The 15,846-nt window shown below is 65.4% G+C and carries 15 protein-coding genes; 12 read left to right on the top strand and 3 right to left on the bottom strand.

Going from position 1 to position 15,846, the window contains the following annotated elements; translation table 11 throughout:
• Window positions 1-36 precede the first annotated feature (36 nt).
• From G7047_RS02340 to xth, 12 genes are all read left to right on the top strand, one after another.
• Window positions 37-402, top strand: coding sequence for a hypothetical protein (locus G7047_RS02340; protein WP_166300354.1), 366 nt, complete (start codon window positions 37-39; stop codon window positions 400-402).
• Window positions 399-1,037, top strand: coding sequence for a conjugative transfer signal peptidase TraF (gene traF, locus G7047_RS02335; protein ID WP_240939345.1), 639 nt, complete (start codon window positions 399-401; stop codon window positions 1,035-1,037). Before G7047_RS02340 ends, traF (G7047_RS02335) begins: the two co-directional genes overlap by 4 nt.
• A gap of 11 nt (window positions 1,038-1,048) precedes the next feature.
• Window positions 1,049-1,453 carry a hypothetical protein gene (locus G7047_RS02330; RefSeq protein WP_166300352.1) on the top strand — a complete coding sequence of 135 codons (405 nt, stop codon included), beginning with the start codon at window positions 1,049-1,051 and terminating at the stop codon, window positions 1,451-1,453.
• Complete coding sequence (gene traW, locus G7047_RS02325; RefSeq protein WP_166300350.1) at window positions 1,450-2,094, top strand: type-F conjugative transfer system protein TraW; 645 nt, start codon at window positions 1,450-1,452, stop codon at window positions 2,092-2,094. The genes G7047_RS02330 and traW overlap by 4 nt, the downstream gene beginning before the upstream one ends.
• Complete coding sequence (gene traU, locus G7047_RS02320; protein WP_166300348.1) at window positions 2,091-3,101, top strand: conjugal transfer pilus assembly protein TraU; 1,011 nt, start codon at window positions 2,091-2,093, stop codon at window positions 3,099-3,101. The genes traW and traU overlap by 4 nt, the downstream gene beginning before the upstream one ends.
• A gap of 40 nt (window positions 3,102-3,141) precedes the next feature.
• Entirely contained in the window at window positions 3,142-3,843 is a 702-nt protein-coding gene (trbC, locus tag G7047_RS02315) for a type-F conjugative transfer system pilin assembly protein TrbC (RefSeq protein WP_166300346.1), read from the top strand.
• Window positions 3,844-3,854: 11 nt separating this feature from the next.
• Window positions 3,855-6,170: a type-F conjugative transfer system mating-pair stabilization protein TraN gene (traN, locus tag G7047_RS02310; RefSeq protein WP_166300344.1), complete on the top strand. Its 2,316-nt coding sequence runs from the start codon at window positions 3,855-3,857 to the stop codon at window positions 6,168-6,170.
• On the top strand, window positions 6,167-6,544 hold the full coding sequence (locus tag G7047_RS02305) for a hypothetical protein (RefSeq protein WP_166300342.1): 378 nt from the start codon (window positions 6,167-6,169) through the stop codon (window positions 6,542-6,544). The genes traN and G7047_RS02305 overlap by 4 nt, the downstream gene beginning before the upstream one ends.
• An 8-nt stretch (window positions 6,545-6,552) precedes the next feature.
• Window positions 6,553-7,410 carry a conjugal transfer protein TraF gene (gene traF / locus G7047_RS02300; protein WP_166300340.1) on the top strand — a complete coding sequence of 286 codons (858 nt, stop codon included), beginning with the start codon at window positions 6,553-6,555 and terminating at the stop codon, window positions 7,408-7,410.
• A gap of 15 nt (window positions 7,411-7,425) precedes the next feature.
• Window positions 7,426-8,868 (top strand): conjugal transfer protein TraH, encoded by a 1,443-nt coding sequence (locus tag G7047_RS02295; RefSeq protein ID WP_166300338.1) that lies wholly within the window; start codon window positions 7,426-7,428, stop codon window positions 8,866-8,868.
• Between the two features lie 26 nt (window positions 8,869-8,894).
• Window positions 8,895-11,681: a conjugal transfer protein TraG N-terminal domain-containing protein gene (locus G7047_RS02290; RefSeq protein ID WP_166300336.1), complete on the top strand. Its 2,787-nt coding sequence runs from the start codon at window positions 8,895-8,897 to the stop codon at window positions 11,679-11,681.
• Between the two features lie 843 nt (window positions 11,682-12,524).
• Window positions 12,525-13,301, top strand: coding sequence for an exodeoxyribonuclease III (gene xth, locus G7047_RS02285; protein WP_166300334.1), 777 nt, complete (start codon window positions 12,525-12,527; stop codon window positions 13,299-13,301).
• An 18-nt stretch (window positions 13,302-13,319) separates the two neighbouring features.
• On the opposite strand, the gene G7047_RS02280 is transcribed toward xth, so the two are convergent.
• The 3 genes from G7047_RS02280 to G7047_RS02270 form a co-directional block, all read right to left on the bottom strand.
• On the bottom strand, window positions 13,320-14,210 hold the full coding sequence (locus G7047_RS02280; RefSeq protein WP_166300332.1) for a hypothetical protein: 891 nt from the start codon (window positions 14,208-14,210) through the stop codon (window positions 13,320-13,322).
• A complete protein-coding gene (locus G7047_RS02275; RefSeq protein ID WP_240939344.1) occupies window positions 14,207-14,788 on the bottom strand; it encodes a sigma-70 family RNA polymerase sigma factor in 582 nt (193 codons plus the stop codon). The genes G7047_RS02280 and G7047_RS02275 overlap by 4 nt, the downstream gene beginning before the upstream one ends.
• A gap of 76 nt (window positions 14,789-14,864) precedes the next feature.
• The gene (locus G7047_RS02270; protein WP_166300330.1) at window positions 14,865-15,806 is read right to left on the bottom strand and encodes a hypothetical protein; all 942 of its coding nucleotides are present in this window, start codon (window positions 15,804-15,806) and stop codon (window positions 14,865-14,867) included.
• Between the last annotated feature and the right edge of the window lie 40 nt (window positions 15,807-15,846).

Below are 15,846 nucleotides of genomic sequence, written 5' to 3'. Positions count from 1 at the left end.
GGAGAGGATGTCGCGCAGCGACACGCGGGGCGTCCAGTGCCCGCGCGCACCCTCTTCATCGCCAATGCGCTGATCAGCCTGATCGTCGTGGCTGGCGCACTGCTCGCCTACGACCGCCAGGTGATCCGACCCGCACGAACCATCGGCGTCGTCGATCTCGCCGAGGTGTACCGCGCCCGGGAAGACGAGTTCACACGCCGCCTCACGACCGCCCGCTCGGAAGAAGAACGCCAGGCCACGCTGCAGATGGCCCGCACCTTCGCCCAGCGGCTGCCCGTGGCACTGGAAAGCCTGCCCGCCGAGTGCGGCTGCCTGGTGGTCCTCAAGACCTCCGTCGCCGGCCCCTCCCCTTACACGGTCGATCTCACGGCGCGCCTGCGCCAGAAGGTGGAGACGCCATGACCATCCTGCCCCTTCCCGAACTGCATCAGCCCGACCTGCATCAGCCCGACCTGCATCAGCTCGACCTGCATCAGCCCGCGCCACGCCCGCGTGGCATGGCTCGGCTGCGCGATGCCGCAGCGGATTTCCTGCGCCACATGCGCCGGCGCTGGTACCTCTACCTGCCGGTCTTCGCCATCTGGGCGCTGGCCTATCTGCGCCTGTTCTTCGACGCGACGCCCCGGGTGCCGTTGCTGTTCAACTGGACGCCGAGCCTGCCCTACAAGGTCGCGCTCCTGCATCCCGGTCAGCACGCCCTGCGCCGTGGCGACTTCGTCGTCTTCGCGTTCGCCGGTGACGGCGCACGCGACTACCCGGGCCTCGCCGGCCAGCCCTTCTTCAAGATCGTGCGCGGCCTGCCGGGCGACACGATCACCGTGGTCGGACGCGAAGTGCGGATCAACGGCGAGCCGGTCGGCATCGCCAAGACCCATGCCTTCGACCGGCGGCCGCTGGAACCCATCGCCGCCGGCGTCATTCCCCCGGGGTGGTTCTACGTGCAGGGCCTGAGCCTCGATTCGTTCGATTCCCGCTACCGCCAGTCCGGCCTCGTGAAGACCGAACAGGTGATCGGCGTGGTCGATCCGCTCTATTGACGGGAGCAGCCATGGTCCACCGCTCCCGCACCACTCGACTGATCCGCTTCGCGCTGCTCGTGGCGATCGCCGTGCTCTCGGCGCTCATCGCGCTGCTGGCTTTCTCGAGCGCTCACGCCCAGACCAGCCCGGCCCGCGGCGCCATCACCGCCGAGGGCGACATGCCCATGGCCGACTTCCTGGCGCTGCTGCAGCAGATCGCGCCGGCCGCCGCCGAGGGCGCCAAGGTCTATCTCGGCGCCTACCGCCTGCAATGCGGCCGCACCTTGAGCACCGCCGAGCTGCGCCACGCCCTGGCCCGCGAAGGCGGCGATCCGGTGCTGATGGGCTTGATCCGCGCGACCCAACAGCAAGACCTGGCCGCGCGCACCCAGCTCGTGCGCCAGATCCGCTGCCCGGCCGGAGGTGTGCGATGAGACGCATCACTGTGCGCTTCTCGGCCCGCGCAGCGGGGGCTGCGCTGCTCCTGGCCATGTCGTCCGCACGCGCGTTCGACGCCGGCGTGATCGGCCCCACGTACGACATTGCCGAGCCGCACCTGCTCAAGTTCATCGAGCAACGGCTGCGCCAAAAAGAGGCCAGCGGCGAGTTGCGCCGGCTGCAGGAGGAAGCCCGCCATCGCGGCATCGACGCCGTGCGCCATCCCGAGCCAGTCGCGGGCCTGTCCACGACGCAGGCCAAGCGCAGCTTCTATTACGACCCGACCTACACGCTCGAGCGCAACGTGCAGGACAGCCAGGGCCGCTTGATGTTCGCGGCAGGCACCCGCGCCAATCCGCTGGACATCGTCTCGCTGCCTCGGCGCCTGCTGTTCTTCGATGCCCGCGATCCGCGCCAGGTCGCCCAGGCCCGCCGACTGATCGTCCAGTACGACGGCCACGTGAAACCGATCCTGACGGGCGGCTCCTACCTCGACCTGATGCAGGCCTGGCAGTTGCCGGTCTATTACGACCAGCTCGGCATGCTGACCAGGCGCCTGGGCATCCGGCAGGTGCCCGCGCTGGTCTCGCAGGAAGGCAAGCGACTGCGCATCGACGAGTTGGAGGTGACACGATGACGTGGCTTCGCCTTCTTCTCGCGCTCCTTGGGGCACTCGCCGCGCTGCCGACCCAGGCCGCCGGCGCGGCCACCTGCGTCGGCCGCTTTCCGAACCCCATCACGGACATCTGCTGGTCGTGCATCCTGCCCCTGTCCATCGGCAGCGTGACGCTCGGCAACATCGGCAGCCAGGAGGACATTCCCAATCCTTCGAGCCCGCTGTGCAGTTGCGGCGTCAATCCGACCATCGGTTTGTCGATCGGATTCTGGGAGCCGGCGCGGCACGTCGAAGCGGTCAGGAAGCCTTTCTGCCTGGTCTCTCTCGGCGGCGTCGACCTCGACCCGGGATTGCCTGCACCCGAAGCCGCTCGCTTCACACGCCCCGAAGGCGATGGCGACGGCGGCAGCTTCTACCAGGCGCACTTCTACATCAACCCGGTGATGTACTGGCTGGAGGTCGTCACCGACTTCCCCTGCCTGGAGAAAGGCTCCTTCGATCTCGCCTACATGACCGAGGTCGATCCGCTCTGGGCGGACGATGAACTCACGCTGATCCTCAACCCGGACGCCGTGTTGTTCGCCAATCCGGTTGCCGTGGCGGCCTGCGCTGCAGACTGCGTGGCGGCCACCGTGGGTTTCGGCATCCGCGAGATGTTCTGGTGCGCCGGATGCCAAGGGGGCATCTATCCGCTGGATGGCCATGTGCCCTACCACCTGGGTGGCGTGCGCACCGCCGCGCTGCTGGCCCAGCGCCTGACCGCCAAGATGCACCGCGAGCTGATCGCCTGGGGCTGGCATGGCACGCCTGGGCTGTGCGGTCCCTACTTCCTGCCGGTCATGGACAAGACCGCCTACAAGACCCAGCTCACCTACCCGATCCCGAACACGGACAAGGAAGGCGGCCGCTGCTGCCAGCCCTTCGGGCGCACCACGATCACTTGGGGAGCGGGCAAGGAATACCCGGTTCGCGGCGAAGACTTCGCTTTCATGCTGTTTCGCAAAAGGAACTGCTGTGTGGGCTACTGAACTTCTCATGGTCCGCCGGCTTTCCGGATTGGGCACCCCCATGGCCGCACTTCTGGCGGCGTTCGTGTGGGTCGCGGCCGCAAAGGCCCAGCCCACACCGACGGTCACCGAAGCGGACATCGAACGCGCACGCCGCGACACGCCCACCGTCACCGAGGAAGACGTCCGCCGCGCACAGCGGCAACACGCGACTCTGCCGCCGCTTCCGACGCCGAACGCCGCGCCACGCATCGACGCCTTGTCCAAGCCGCTGACGCAAGCGCTGCCCGATCTGTCGGCGATCGCGGGCGGCTACGCCGCGGACCCGCCACCGGCCGAAGGGATCGGCTCAGGCCCCGGTCTGCTCGTCTTCGCCAGCCTGGGCATGCCCGAAGCGACGCTGACACGCCTCGTCGATCAAGCAGCGCAGGCCCGCGCCGCCATCGTCCTGCGCGGTCTGGCTGGCGGCTCGCTACGCGACACGGTGGCCAGGGTGCAAAAGCTCATCGGCCCCCGGCAGGTCTCGGTCCAGATCGATCCGCAGGCCTTCGACCGCTACGCGATCAAGCGCGTGCCTGCCTTCGTCCTCGCCCGCAACGGCGAACAGCCACAGGCCTGCGCCAGCGGCACCTGCCCGCCGCCGACCGACTTCGTCAGCACGGCGGGCGACGTGACCCTGGACTACGCGCTCGAACACATGCGTCGCGCGGCGCCGGCCTTCCAACGCGAGGCCGGCGTGTTTCTCGCCCGCCTGAAGCGATAGGGAGGATTGCCATGCGCCGCCTCATCATCTGGTTCACCCTGTTCTGCTTCGTCTCGACGCAGACCTCCGCGCTCGCCCAGTCCAGTGCAGAAGGCACTGCAGCCGGCCAGGCCGCCAACGCCGCCGCGCGCCCCTCAGTCAATTCGACCAGCGCCACCAGCGTCGTGCCCGGCTACACGACCACGCCGCCTGAGTCCGCCTACTACGGCCAGCCCAGCCTCTCCGGTGCAGCGAACAGCCGCCTGGCAGCGTGCGCCGCCACGCCCAACGACCCCAGTTGCCAGGCGCAAACCGGCGCCATGACCTCTGCGAACACGCCGAGGACGCCGGTCTCGGCCTACGACCCTTCGGTGGCCGCCGCACGGAGCATCGCCGCCAATCCCAACAGCGTGCTGGGCAGCCTCGCCAGCTACTACTCCGGGTGCACGACCTCGGATCTCACGACGCTGGCGGGCACCACCTCCAAGATCTGCCAGCGCTACACCGGCATCGGCAACTACTCGACCCGCCGCGATCTGACGGTCGAGGTCGAACTGACACCGAGCTGCAGCGATGGCGCCTGGTTCGCGCATGCACAGGCCAATCGCAACGGCGCCGACTACATGGTGGCCGAAGCGCAGTGCCGCATCCGCGCCGATGGCCTGCAGCACTTCCGCTTCTACGCCGCGGGCGGCCAGGGCGCATGCATTGGCTGGCAGGTGCTCGACCTGCCAACCACGCCCTCATCGCAGGCCGCGTTCGTCACGAACCTGTCGCCGCACTGGCAGGGCTACTGCTGGAGCCCCTTCCAGGTCGTGATGATGCCTGGCTCCGGGTGCATCGACGGCAACTGCGCCTACACCTTCCAGTACGGCACGCCCGTCTATGCGTGCCCCGCCGGCAGCGTGCCGGGGAACACCTTGTCGCTCGGCGATGGGGGCGGCACACTGGGCGGCGCCGACGAGTGCTTCGTCATCAGCCAGCCGGATCCGGACAACGGCTGCACGGCCGGCGGCTCGGCGGTCTACCTCGACGTCGGCATGCGCTGCGCGATGCCGGGAGGATCGGCCACGCTGACCGGCGCCGCGGGATGGACGCTGCCTCTGTCCTTCCGTCAGCCGACCATGGATCAGCATGAGACGGACACCTGGGTGGATCGCAGCGCCACCCTGCCGGCCGGCGGCCGCTGCAGCGTCGCCACGGCCGATCGCTGTGTCGATGGCCCGGGCAGCAAGATCATCGACGGCCGCACCGTGACGCGCGCCTGCTGGTCCTACGAGCGCACGCTGAGCTGCAGCTCGGGCGCGGAAACGAACGAATGCGCGGCGCTCGCCAGCAGCGGGTGCACGCCGGCCGCGAGCACCTGCAAGCAGACCAACGCCGAGACCGGCGCCTGCGAGGTCTACCAGGACACCTACACCTGCCCGGCCCCGGCGCAGACCACGACCTCGGTGTCGAACTGCCCTGCGAACGTGTTCTGCCTGGGCAGCTCCTGCTTCAACACGACCTACACCAACGACGCGGATTTCGCGCGTTCCATGTCGTTCATGGAAGCGGCGCGCGAGGCGGGCGTCTATCTCGACCCCGACAACCTGCGCGTCTTCTCCGGCGAGGCCGGCTCGTGCCGCGACCGCCTGCTGAAGAACTGCTGCCAGTCCGATTCCGCCGGCTCCGGCATGAGCAACCAAAGCATGTTCGGCGTCGGCTCGCGCCTGGTCTTCGACGTGCTCATGAACTCGGAGAACCGCCAGTTCCTTTACCAGGGTATGCAGGCACTGCTGATGAGCGGTGGCTTCTCCGGCACGTTCACGACCTACGGCGTCACCTTCGCCGTGAATGGCGCGGCGCTGCCTGCGGGCTCTTCGGTGCTTTACGCCGGAGACAGCCTGGTGGTCGCCTTCGATCCGTGGTCGCTCGCCATCGCCGTGGTCATCTACATCGTGATGTCGATGATGTCCTGCAACGAAAGCGAGGGCCGCATCGCCATGCAGGAAGGCGCACGGCTGTGCCACACCGTGGGCACCTATTGCTCCTCGTGCATCCGCATTTTCGGGAGCTGCGTCTCGTGCATCGAGCACACGACGGGCAAGTGCTGCTTCAACAGCGTGCTCGCGCGAATCGTCAACGAGCAGGGACGCATGCAGATCGGCAAGGGCTGGGGCAGTGGGGAGAACCCGGACTGCTCGGGCTTCACGATTGACCAGCTGCAGGCCCTCGACTTTTCGGCGATGGACCTCACCGAGTTCTACGCCTCCATCGTGCCCACCCTTCCCAACGTGGGCGCGCTCCAGTCGGGCAACGCCACCCGATCCACCAACTGCTACTACGGACAGGGGCGCTGCCAATGAAAACCTCCACCTTCCTGGCGCTCGGCGCGCTGTGCCTGCCGCTTCTCGTTCATGCCGACGCGCCGGTCCGCACACCGGCCCCCGACGCCCGCCCGGTGATGTTCGCCGCGCTGCGCGCAACAGACGGCAAGGCCTACGGCGTGCTCACCGGCGAGATCGCCGACGCGATCACGCAGCGCTTCAAGGCGACCTCACCGATCTACATCGACGTGTCGACCGAACGGCGGTACGCCCAGCCTGGCTGCGCACGCTTGAAGGTGAGCTTCTGGCAGGACGGCGTGCTGCTTCCCGGCGCCGCCGCGCCGCGCCGCCAGACGGTGGACGTCGGCATCAACTACTGCCTGGACGGCTTGCCGCCCCGCTCGCTGCAATAGGAGCCGCCATGCAACGCCGCACCCTGCTTCGCCTGCTCCTCGCATTCGGCATGTCGACAGTTCTGGCCGTCTCCTCGGCTCATGACGGTAGCGCGACCTATTGGCGCGACGCCTGGCGAGGCTGGCATTTCTATGAGGATCCCTCACCCGACGAGAAGCCGGCCACGCCCCCGGCACCGGCTGCCTCCGCTGCGCCACCGCAACCCGCGGAAAAGGCAAAGGCGGCCCGCGCCCCGGAACTTGAAGACTTCGAACGCCTGCAGAAGACGTTGGAGGAATACCGCAACGTCGCGATCATGCGGCCGACCGAAGCCAACGTTCGGCGCTACATGGAACTCGAAGCGAAGGTGGTGAACCAGGCGTCCACCTTCGCCGACGTGGCGCGTCGCGTGGCCTGGGCCACCCCGGAACTCGACCCGACGCTGCAAGGCCGCCCGGTCAACGCGAAAGCATTGGAGGTCTTCGAGGAGACGCAGCGCACCGACCGCTCGCGCACGGTGGCCCAGTTGGGCAAGGACCACGTCCTGTTCTTCTTCTACCGCTCCGACTGCCCGTACTGCCACGCCTTCGCCCCCGTGCTGGAAGCCTTCCAGGGCCGACACGGCATCCAGGTCGTCGCCATCAGCATCGACGGCGGCCCCATGCCGGGCTTCCCATCGGCCCGCCGCGACAACGGAATCGCGACCGCCCTGCAGGTGTCGCAGGTGCCCGCCGTCTTTCTCGCTCAGCCCTTCAGCGGCCAGATCACGCCCATCGGCTTCGGGATTCTTTCCGAGGCCCAGTTGCTTGAGCGCATTGCCATCGTCAGCAGCCCGGAAGGCGTGGCGATGTTGCCCAGCGCGACGCGCCGCCTGGCGCTGCCATAGGAGAACTCCATGAGCATGAGCACAACCACCCCACTGCGCCGTGTGCTGGCGGCTTCCGTCGCCGCCAGCCTGGTAGCGACCTCACCGACGCTGCGCGCCGGCGATCTCAACGCCGAGGTCAACAACATGTTCAACAACCTGGGGGCCATCGGCAACTACACCGCGCCCGGCGCCTTCAGGGGACAGGCCTACAACACCTACACGGGCGGCAATTTCATGATGCGCTCGCCCAACAAGGTCTACCAGCTCGCGGCGATCCAGTTCCCCAGTGCGAAGGCTGGCTGCGGCGGGATCGACGTCTTCGGGGGCAGCTTCAGCCACATCTCGGCTGAAGAGTTCAAGAACATGCTCAGGAACATCACGGCTGCGTTGCCCGGGATCGCGTTCCAGCTGGCGCTCGAAGCCGTGTCGCCCTTGCTGGGGGGCCTCACCAAGTGGGCCAAGGGCTTGGAGACCTGGATCAACAACGCCCGCATCAACTCCTGCGAAACCGCCAAGGCCATCGTCAGCACCGCGGCCGAATCCGTGGGCTACAGCTCGCAGGAGGCCTGCGCCGATCTGGCGGTCGATCTGGGCATGGAAAGCGACCGCGACGCAGCGCGGCGCCGCTGCGCCAGCGACCGGCCCAGCATCCTGGCTTCCGCGCGCAGCTCCGGCGACGCCAACATCCGCAACAAGGCACCGTTCGTTGGCAACCTCACCTGGAAGGCTTTGCAGAAGACGGGAACCTACCTCGACGACAACGAGCGCGAGCTGATCATGAGCATCGTCGGCACAGTGATCTACTACCCCGAAGAGTCGGGGCGCGATCCCGAGACCATCGCGCCCACGCTGACCTCGATCAGCCAGTTGCTCTACGGCCAGGCAGCGGGCAGCGGCAGCGATGTCGTCCAGCACCTGCTGCGTTGCAACGACTACTCCTCGTGCGACGTGGTGACCGTGAACACGGGCTACAACCACACACCTTTCACCGCGAAGGTCGAAGCGCTGATGCGCTCGATCGCCGAGAAGATCGCTACCCGCACCGCGATCCCGAACAACTCGGCCGAGGTCGGCTTCGTCAACCAGACCACGGAGCCGGTCTACAAGATGCTCTCGATCGGCACGAGCATCCCCGGCTCGGGCCTGGCCGACAGCTTGATCGGGCAGTACCGCGACCTGATCGCCGCGGACTACGCCTACGTGTTCCTGGAGCGCAATCTGCGCTTGGGCCTGGCCGCCCTCGACAAGGACTACACGCTGCAGCAGACCCAGCGCGAGCAAGCACGCGACATTCGCCAACGGGCGCTGACCATGCTTTCCCAGATCGCCCAGGAAAAGAACACCCTCTACCAGAAGGTCGGCTCCGTGCGGGCCGTCTCCGGCCATCTGGAAGAGCTGGAACGCCAACTGCGCTCCAGCATGCCCCAGCACGTCATGGACATGCTCGGGCAGCAAGCTGCCTTCATGGCGCGCTGAGTCTCGGTTGATCGGGGAGAACAGCCATGTGGGAGATTTACGCCTACCAGAACTCGGCCAGCCTGTTCGGGGTCTTCAATGCAGCAGCCGCTATCCATGCTTCGGGCGACTATGCGTCCGCCGTTTCCGCAGTGGCCTTCTGCGGCTTCATTGCCGCCCTCATCGCCTATGCATTTGCACCCGAGAAGCTCCAGGGCTGGAAGTGGCTCGCCACCGTCGTGCTGGTCTTCTCGCTGCTGATCGTTCCCAAGGTGACGGTCGGCATCGTGGACAAGACGGGCAGCGCCCCGGTTCAGGTCGTCGACAACGTGCCCTTCGGGGCGGCCGTGCTCGGCAGCCTCACCAGCACCATTGGCCATACGCTGACGGGCCTGTTCGAGACCGCCTTCCAGGTCATCCCCGGCGCCGGCGCGCTGCCCAGCGAACTCAGCTACGAACGCAATGGGCTGATGTTCGGTAACCGGCTGATCCGAGAAACCGGTGGGGTCGTGTTCCAGGATCCGAACTTCCGCACCGACCTGATCAACTTCATCCACAACTGCACCACCTACGATCTTCTCGACGGAACGATTTCGCCAGCCACGTTCTCCACCTCGGACGATGTCTGGTCCCTGATGGCGCCCCCCAATCCAGCGCGCTTCACGCCGCTCACCAATGCAACCGGAACGACGGTCGACACCTGCACCAACGCCTACGTGAATCTGAGTGGCCGCGTCCCGGCCCAGATCAGCCGCATCCAGGGGCAACTCGCCTTCCGGCTGAATCCCACCTTGCCCAGTACTGCCGCCGCCAGCGTGATCGCCGGTCAGGTCCAGCAGGCTTACATCAAGAACAGCATCGCCTCGGCATCCGCCACTGCGGCGGACATCATTCGCCAGAATGCGATGCTCAACGCCATCGCCGATACCGGCCAGATCGTCGGACAGAAGGTGAACGACCCGGCGGCCATGGTGCTGGCCGTGGGACGTGCCCAGGGAACCGCTCAGCAGAACGCTGCCTGGATCAATGCCGGCAAGATGGCCGAGCAGGCGCTGCCGGTGTTCCGCAACGTGATCGAAGCAGTGACCTATGCGCTCTTCCCGCTCTTTGTTCTCCTGCTCCTGCTGACCAGCGGGCGGGAGACCCTGATGGCCTTCAAAGGCTACGCGGCGATCCTGATCTGGATTCAGCTCTGGCCTCCCCTTTATGCGGTGCTGAACTACATGGCCTCGATCTACGCGGCCTACGACATTGCGGCAGCGGCCGATCTCGGGACGGGCATGAAGGGGCTCACGCTGCAGACCGCGTCCAGCATCTACTCGCGCACGATCTCCGGTGAGGCGGTGGTCGGCTACTTGTCGATCAGCATTCCCGTCATCGCCTGGGCAGCATTGAAGCGCATGGAGAACTTCGGCACGGCCATGGTCGGCGGGCTTTCCGGACTGCAAGCGGTACTGGGATCGTCGACAGGGTCGGCGGCTCTCGGCAACACCAGCCTGGGCAACGTGTCGATGGACCAGATGCGCCTGGCCCCGAACCGCACCTCGGCTTTCATGGGCAGTTGGCAGAATGACCTCTCCGGCGACACCTTCTCGTCGAACGCCCTGACCGGCCGAACCGCCGTCAGCCTGTTGCGCAACCAGGGGTTCGCGTCGCGGGTCGTGTCGATGCGGGTGTCCGAGCAGGATGTGCAGCAAGCTGGCCGGCAGGTCGATGCCGCACGCGGCGAAGCCGTGACGGCAACTACCGAGAGGTCGGCGGCGTTGTCGGAAGTGTTCTCGCGAGGGCTGAGCAAGTTACGCTCGACGCGCAACAGCCAAGGCTCAACATCGAGCAGCTTCGAACAACTCGGCGACACGTTGAACAAAATGGATCAGGTCGTTCAGACCGTGGCGCAAAGTACCGGGCTCAGCCAAGCCCAGGTTGCACGCCTGGCATTCGGCGCTGCGGCCCATGCGGGTCTGGATGGAAAGATCATTGGTGGTCAGATCCGCGCAAGCGGCGACAAGACCTACCAATCCAGTCTTTCTGCCCAAGAGCAGAAGGCACTCAGTAGCTTGACAGGCGAACAGTTGGTTGCCTTCAAGCAGTTTGGCGACCGTGTGTCCAGAGACTCCAGCGTCATCCAGGCAGTGTCGAGCGATGCCAGAGAAGCCCGTGAAATGTCGGCAAGGCTCAGCTCGACGACAGCGCGCTCCGAGCGCGCAGACGCTACTCTTGCTGATCGCACGAGCTTCGCCGAACGCCTCTCGGTTGCCCATGAGAAAGGCGAGACCATTTCCATCGACATCGCCCAGGATCCGCACAACATGGAGATGTTCCTGCGCTATGCCCAAACCTACGGTGGCAACAGCGCTGCGGCCCATGCCTTGATGTCGGCGGAACTGGCTCGGCAATCTCTGCGCCCGAACCGCACACTTCACGATGGGAGCAGCCTACCCACCTCATTCGGCGAAGTGCGTGAACTTCATCAAGAGCAACTGAGGGACACCGCGCTCACTCCCAACATCTCCGCAGCGCACCGTGCCCACCTTCGCGCGACGGCTGGCCATGGAGCTGACCCAAGCCGTCCGCTGCCGCAGAGAACGCAACCGCCTTCACCCGTCAGAGAGGAAGTTCGACAACGAGCGGACCAGCTTCGCGGAGACACCACCGGAAGAAGTAACGAGTTCGACAGGAAGGCCGAGATCGTCAAGACGGACGACGGGACGTTGGAGTCCAAGAAGTCATTGTTAAGACGGTCCACAAAGCAGGTCTACAGCGACGTGGAAGCGACACTCGACAACACCAAAGAACTCGTGGAGAAGCTGATCAAGTCGAAACGGGAACCCTAACGATCCCAGCGACGCAGCGGCGAATCTCCCTTAAACAAGGAACCGGAGGCACCTGAGCCTCCGCTACCCCAGCCTTGTCTCGACCTACATCCACTTCGACCAACACCGGTCAGCGCCGCTGCGAGCGGGGCGGAAATCATGAGGCCGAGTCCCATCATCAATACAGCGACTCCCCACTTATCGTTGGACGCAATGGAGACAAGCAGACCGACCGCCGGCCCCATCGACAGGATCAACAAAAAGAAGCACTTTCTCATATCGACTACCTCCTGATGTCAGCTTATCCGCAGCTGATCAATCTGCAACCGCAGCGGCGTCGAGGGGAACAAGTCTCCAAGCGCAAAGTGCCCGACTCTGATGCGACCACTGAAGCGCCACGCTCAGTCAACTCTGCTCGATCATCAACGAACCGTCGACACCAACAGCCATTGCACTTTTGCACTTCAGGGCACTTTGTTGCGCAATATGAAAAATCATGGATAAATGCTCGGCATTCAGTGCCAGCGCTCAGATGAATATCCTCCCCTCGTCCCATCCACGCAGCCCGTTCGGGTACGCCATCCTTGGCGCATCGCGTTCCCGCGCCTTGACCGACGGGCAGCCCAGGTCATCTGCCAACGCACGAAGCCAAGAACGCTTGCGCTGCGCGAAGTCTCACGGCGGACCTCAATCCACGACAATCACCCAAAGCCAGTGGCTAGCTACAAAAGTGATGGACGCTACGGTCGTGTCCCTGCATGTCATTCCATCTCGCCTCAACTTTGTAGCTAGATCTGTAGCTAGAGCCAAGAATAAGCAGGATCATCTAAAAAACACAAACTATATCAATAGGTTATAAAAACAATGAAACTTGCCACCTGGAACATCAACTCCCTCAACGTTCGCCTGCCACAGGTACTGGAATGGCTGCAGGCCAATCCGGTCGATGTGTTGGGACTGCAGGAACTCAAGCTCACCGACGACAAGTTTCCCCATGATGCCTTCGAAGCACTGGGCTACCAAAGCGTCTGCTTCGGGCAGAAGACCTACAACGGCGTGGCGCTCATCACGAAGAAGTCGGCCGACGAAGTGGTGCGCAACATCCCGCTGCACGAGGACGAACAAGCGCGCGTGATTGCGGGCACGGTGGAGACCGATGCGGGTCCACTGCGCGTCATCAACTGCTATTTCGTCAACGGCCAGGAGCCGGGCAGCGAGAAGTTCGCCTACAAGATGAAGTGGCTCACAGCGCTCGAGAACTGGGTGCGATCCGAGATGCAGAAGCATAAACGTCTGATCATCATGGGCGATTTCAACGTCACGCCCGAAGACCGCGATTCCTACGACCCGGTCGGGCTCAAGGACACCATCCACCACACCGTGGAAGAGCGCACGCACTTCCAGAACCTGCTTGGCCTCGGACTCACCGACGCTTACCGTATGTTCGACCAGCCGGAAAAGAGCTTCTCGTGGTGGGACTACCGCATGCTGGGCTTCCAGAAGAACCGGGGCTTGCGCATTGACCACATTCTGGTGAGCGACGCGCTCAAGGGCTCGGTGACGGCCTGCACCATAGACCGCACGCCGCGCAAGAACAAGCAGCCAAGCGACCACACGCCCGTCGTGGTGACACTGGGCTAAACCCTTTCAAACGCTTTTTCAGCGAGATTCGCTGCCTGGTGGAGATGCTTCGTCCTTGGCAGGCCTGCAGATCGGTGCGGACTCGGGCAAGGGTTGGCTTTGTGCGAGCGCCTCGTCCCGCGCCTTGATGCGGCGGGTCTGCTCGGCGAGTGCCTCGGGATCCATGTCCGCATCGCAGATCGGCAGTGGTTTCAACGCGGCATTGCCCTGACGCATAACCTTGTTGTTGGACAACGAATCCCGACGAGCCGCACCCGACAAGGCAGCGGGAGCGCTGGAGTCCGCTGCGCTCGGCGCAACCTCGGCGGCTGGAGCTGGAGCTGGAGCTGGCACAGGTACAGGCGCAGGAGCAGACTGCGGCGCGGGCATTCTGCGCAGCTCCGGCGCTGCGGAAGCCGCCGCAGGAGCTTCCTCGCGTAGCGCCCTCTCCTCCTTGGCCGCCGCCTTTTCCCGCACTCTTTCGGGAGCCGGTTTGGGAATGACTGCGCTGTTCATCGAATCTTCGGCGCGATTGGTCTTCTTTTCAGCTTCGGCCGGGGCCTGAGCGGGTGGCTCTGGCATCGGTGCTGATGCAGCAGGTGCAGACACTGGCGCGGTGTCGAGTTGCGGTGCTCCGGGTTCGTCGAGATGCTGCAGGGTCAGCCAGCCGACCAGTCCGATCATCGCCACGCTGCCGAGCGCGTGGCGCAGCCAGCGACGGTCGTTGGCGGCCTCGCCGCGCGGTTTCTGTGCTTGCACCGATGCGGCTTCGGCACGTCTGGCAGCCATCTCCCGGGCACGGGCGAGCACGCGCTCGCGGCTGTCGGCGCTCGGTCCGCGATCTTCCGCGACCGCCTCGCGATACAGCGCGACGAGCTGGTCGTCGGCACTACCGTCTGTGGCGTGGTTCTCCGTGGCGCGATCGGTCATGCCAGCACCTCCAGCGCCTGGCGCAGCTTGGCGCGGGCGTAGCGCAGACGGGTCTTGGCTGTCTCCTGCGGCACGCCGGTTGCGGCGGCGATGTCGGCCACGCTGAGGTCGCCCTCGGCCTGCAGCAGAAACGCGGTGCGCTGGTCTTCGGGCAGATCGGCCAGCGCATCGAGCAGCGCGCGTGCCAGATCCTTGCGGCCCTGCAGTCGCTCGGGCTCGAAGCCGGAATTCGCAAACAGGGTTTCGGCGAGCGACATGGCTTCGGGGGAGTCCTCGTTCAGGCTGAGCTGCGGCCGGTGGCTACGCCAGTGGTCGACCAGCTTGTGGTGCGCGAGCGTGAACAGCCAAGTGGTGAATTTGGCCTTCACCTGGTAGTTCGAAGCCGCGTCCACCACAGCGAACCAGACCTCCTGCCCCAGATCATCTGCCAGCGCCGGGTTGCCGGTGTTGCGAAACAAATAGCGCCAGAGACGCTTGCCATGGCGGTCATACAGGCTTTCGAATGCCGCGGCGCGACCACCGGCATAGGCCAGCATCAGCGCCTCGTCGGCAAGAGATTGCAGTTCAGACTCCACCATGCCGGGCATTATGCAAAGCCAGAAGCCCCGCCGCCCCGGCTGTGGAGAAAATCGCACAGCCCAGAACCGAATCAGCTTACCAGCGCGGAGGATCGGGGACAAAACCGTTGTCCCCTTGCGCGGGAAAGGGATTCGGTGTTCGCTCGCCGCGCGGCGTGGGAATCACGCCCTTGGCGACCAGGTTGGCATAGCTGTCGTAGCGAAAACGCACGACCTGCTCGGGCCTGCGGGTAGCAGCGTCGAACTCGGTGTTCGAGGTGTACGAGGTTTCGATCGAGCCGTGGCCCGTTCCCAGGCTCGGGCTGGGACTTGGCCTGCGCTTGGCGGCGAAGTCGGCGCTCTTTTCCTCCGCGCGCGGCTTGGCGGACTCGGCAGCGACCACGGGTGGCTGAGCGCTGGGCGCTGGTGACGCATTGGGCGCTGGCGACGCGGGCGCGGTGCTGGCCCGTGCATCGGCAGCGGGTCCGTCGTAGCGGCCGGACTTTTCGCTCTCTTCCTGTATTGGTGAACGCCGCGAGATGGGCGGTGCCGGGCGCACGGGCTCAGGCATACGCTCACGGAACAGCGCCACACCGATCACCCCCACATCGCGCGGACGGCCGGTACGGCTGGCGTAGGACGCATCGCTCTCCGAGAAGTAAAAGGCGGCAACCTGGCTGTCGCTCTTGCGCCAGCCGGTGATCGCCCAGTTCTGCCATGGGCTGAACACGTAGCCGTCATCGGCCGTGGCCGAGGCGCTCTTGCCGGTGATCGCATTGACGCCATCCACGCTGATGACCGCCATGATGCGGCGTCCCGTGCGGTTGGTGATGTCGATGGAATAGTTGGCGCCGGGCCTGCCCGCCACCCAGTACTCGCCCTGATGGAGGTAGACCGGCAACACGCGTCCGCTGTTGCGCTCGACCAGCCGCACGTCGGCCAGTGTCGCGGCCTGTGCCGCAAGGGAAAGACCGCCCAGCAGCGTGGTGCCGATCAGCAGTTGAACGACGGTGCGGCGAAGTGTGAATGTCGAAACCATGATGGCTTGCTCCTCGAAATGGATGAAGGACATCCACTGA

Source organism: Diaphorobacter sp. HDW4A, from assembly GCF_011305995.1.
Lineage (GTDB): Bacteria > Pseudomonadota > Gammaproteobacteria > Burkholderiales > Burkholderiaceae_C > Diaphorobacter_A.
Note: the sequence above shows the minus strand (reverse complement) of the source record. Positions and strands in the feature narration are given on the sequence as shown.

What these genes read in the sequence shown, in the direction of transcription:
- traF (WP_240939345.1), top strand. Translation starts at nt 399, where the DNA reads ATGACCATCCTGCCCCTTCCCGAACTGCATCAGCCCGACCTGCATCAG.
- G7047_RS02330 (WP_166300352.1), top strand. Translation starts at nt 1,049, where the DNA reads ATGGTCCACCGCTCCCGCACCACTCGACTGATCCGCTTCGCGCTGCTC.
- traW (WP_166300350.1), top strand. Translation starts at nt 1,450, where the DNA reads ATGAGACGCATCACTGTGCGCTTCTCGGCCCGCGCAGCGGGGGCTGCG.
- traU (WP_166300348.1), top strand. Translation starts at nt 2,091, where the DNA reads ATGACGTGGCTTCGCCTTCTTCTCGCGCTCCTTGGGGCACTCGCCGCG.
- trbC (WP_166300346.1), top strand. Translation starts at nt 3,142, where the DNA reads ATGGCCGCACTTCTGGCGGCGTTCGTGTGGGTCGCGGCCGCAAAGGCC.
- traN (WP_166300344.1), top strand. Translation starts at nt 3,855, where the DNA reads ATGCGCCGCCTCATCATCTGGTTCACCCTGTTCTGCTTCGTCTCGACG.
- G7047_RS02305 (WP_166300342.1), top strand. Translation starts at nt 6,167, where the DNA reads ATGAAAACCTCCACCTTCCTGGCGCTCGGCGCGCTGTGCCTGCCGCTT.
- traF (WP_166300340.1), top strand. Translation starts at nt 6,553, where the DNA reads ATGCAACGCCGCACCCTGCTTCGCCTGCTCCTCGCATTCGGCATGTCG.
- G7047_RS02295 (WP_166300338.1), top strand. Translation starts at nt 7,426, where the DNA reads ATGAGCACAACCACCCCACTGCGCCGTGTGCTGGCGGCTTCCGTCGCC.
- G7047_RS02290 (WP_166300336.1), top strand. Translation starts at nt 8,895, where the DNA reads ATGTGGGAGATTTACGCCTACCAGAACTCGGCCAGCCTGTTCGGGGTC.
- xth (WP_166300334.1), top strand. Translation starts at nt 12,525, where the DNA reads ATGAAACTTGCCACCTGGAACATCAACTCCCTCAACGTTCGCCTGCCA.
- G7047_RS02280 (WP_166300332.1), bottom strand. Translation starts at nt 14,210, where the DNA reads ATGACCGATCGCGCCACGGAGAACCACGCCACAGACGGTAGTGCCGAC.
- G7047_RS02275 (WP_240939344.1), bottom strand. Translation starts at nt 14,788, where the DNA reads ATGGTGGAGTCTGAACTGCAATCTCTTGCCGACGAGGCGCTGATGCTG.
- G7047_RS02270 (WP_166300330.1), bottom strand. Translation starts at nt 15,806, where the DNA reads ATGGTTTCGACATTCACACTTCGCCGCACCGTCGTTCAACTGCTGATC.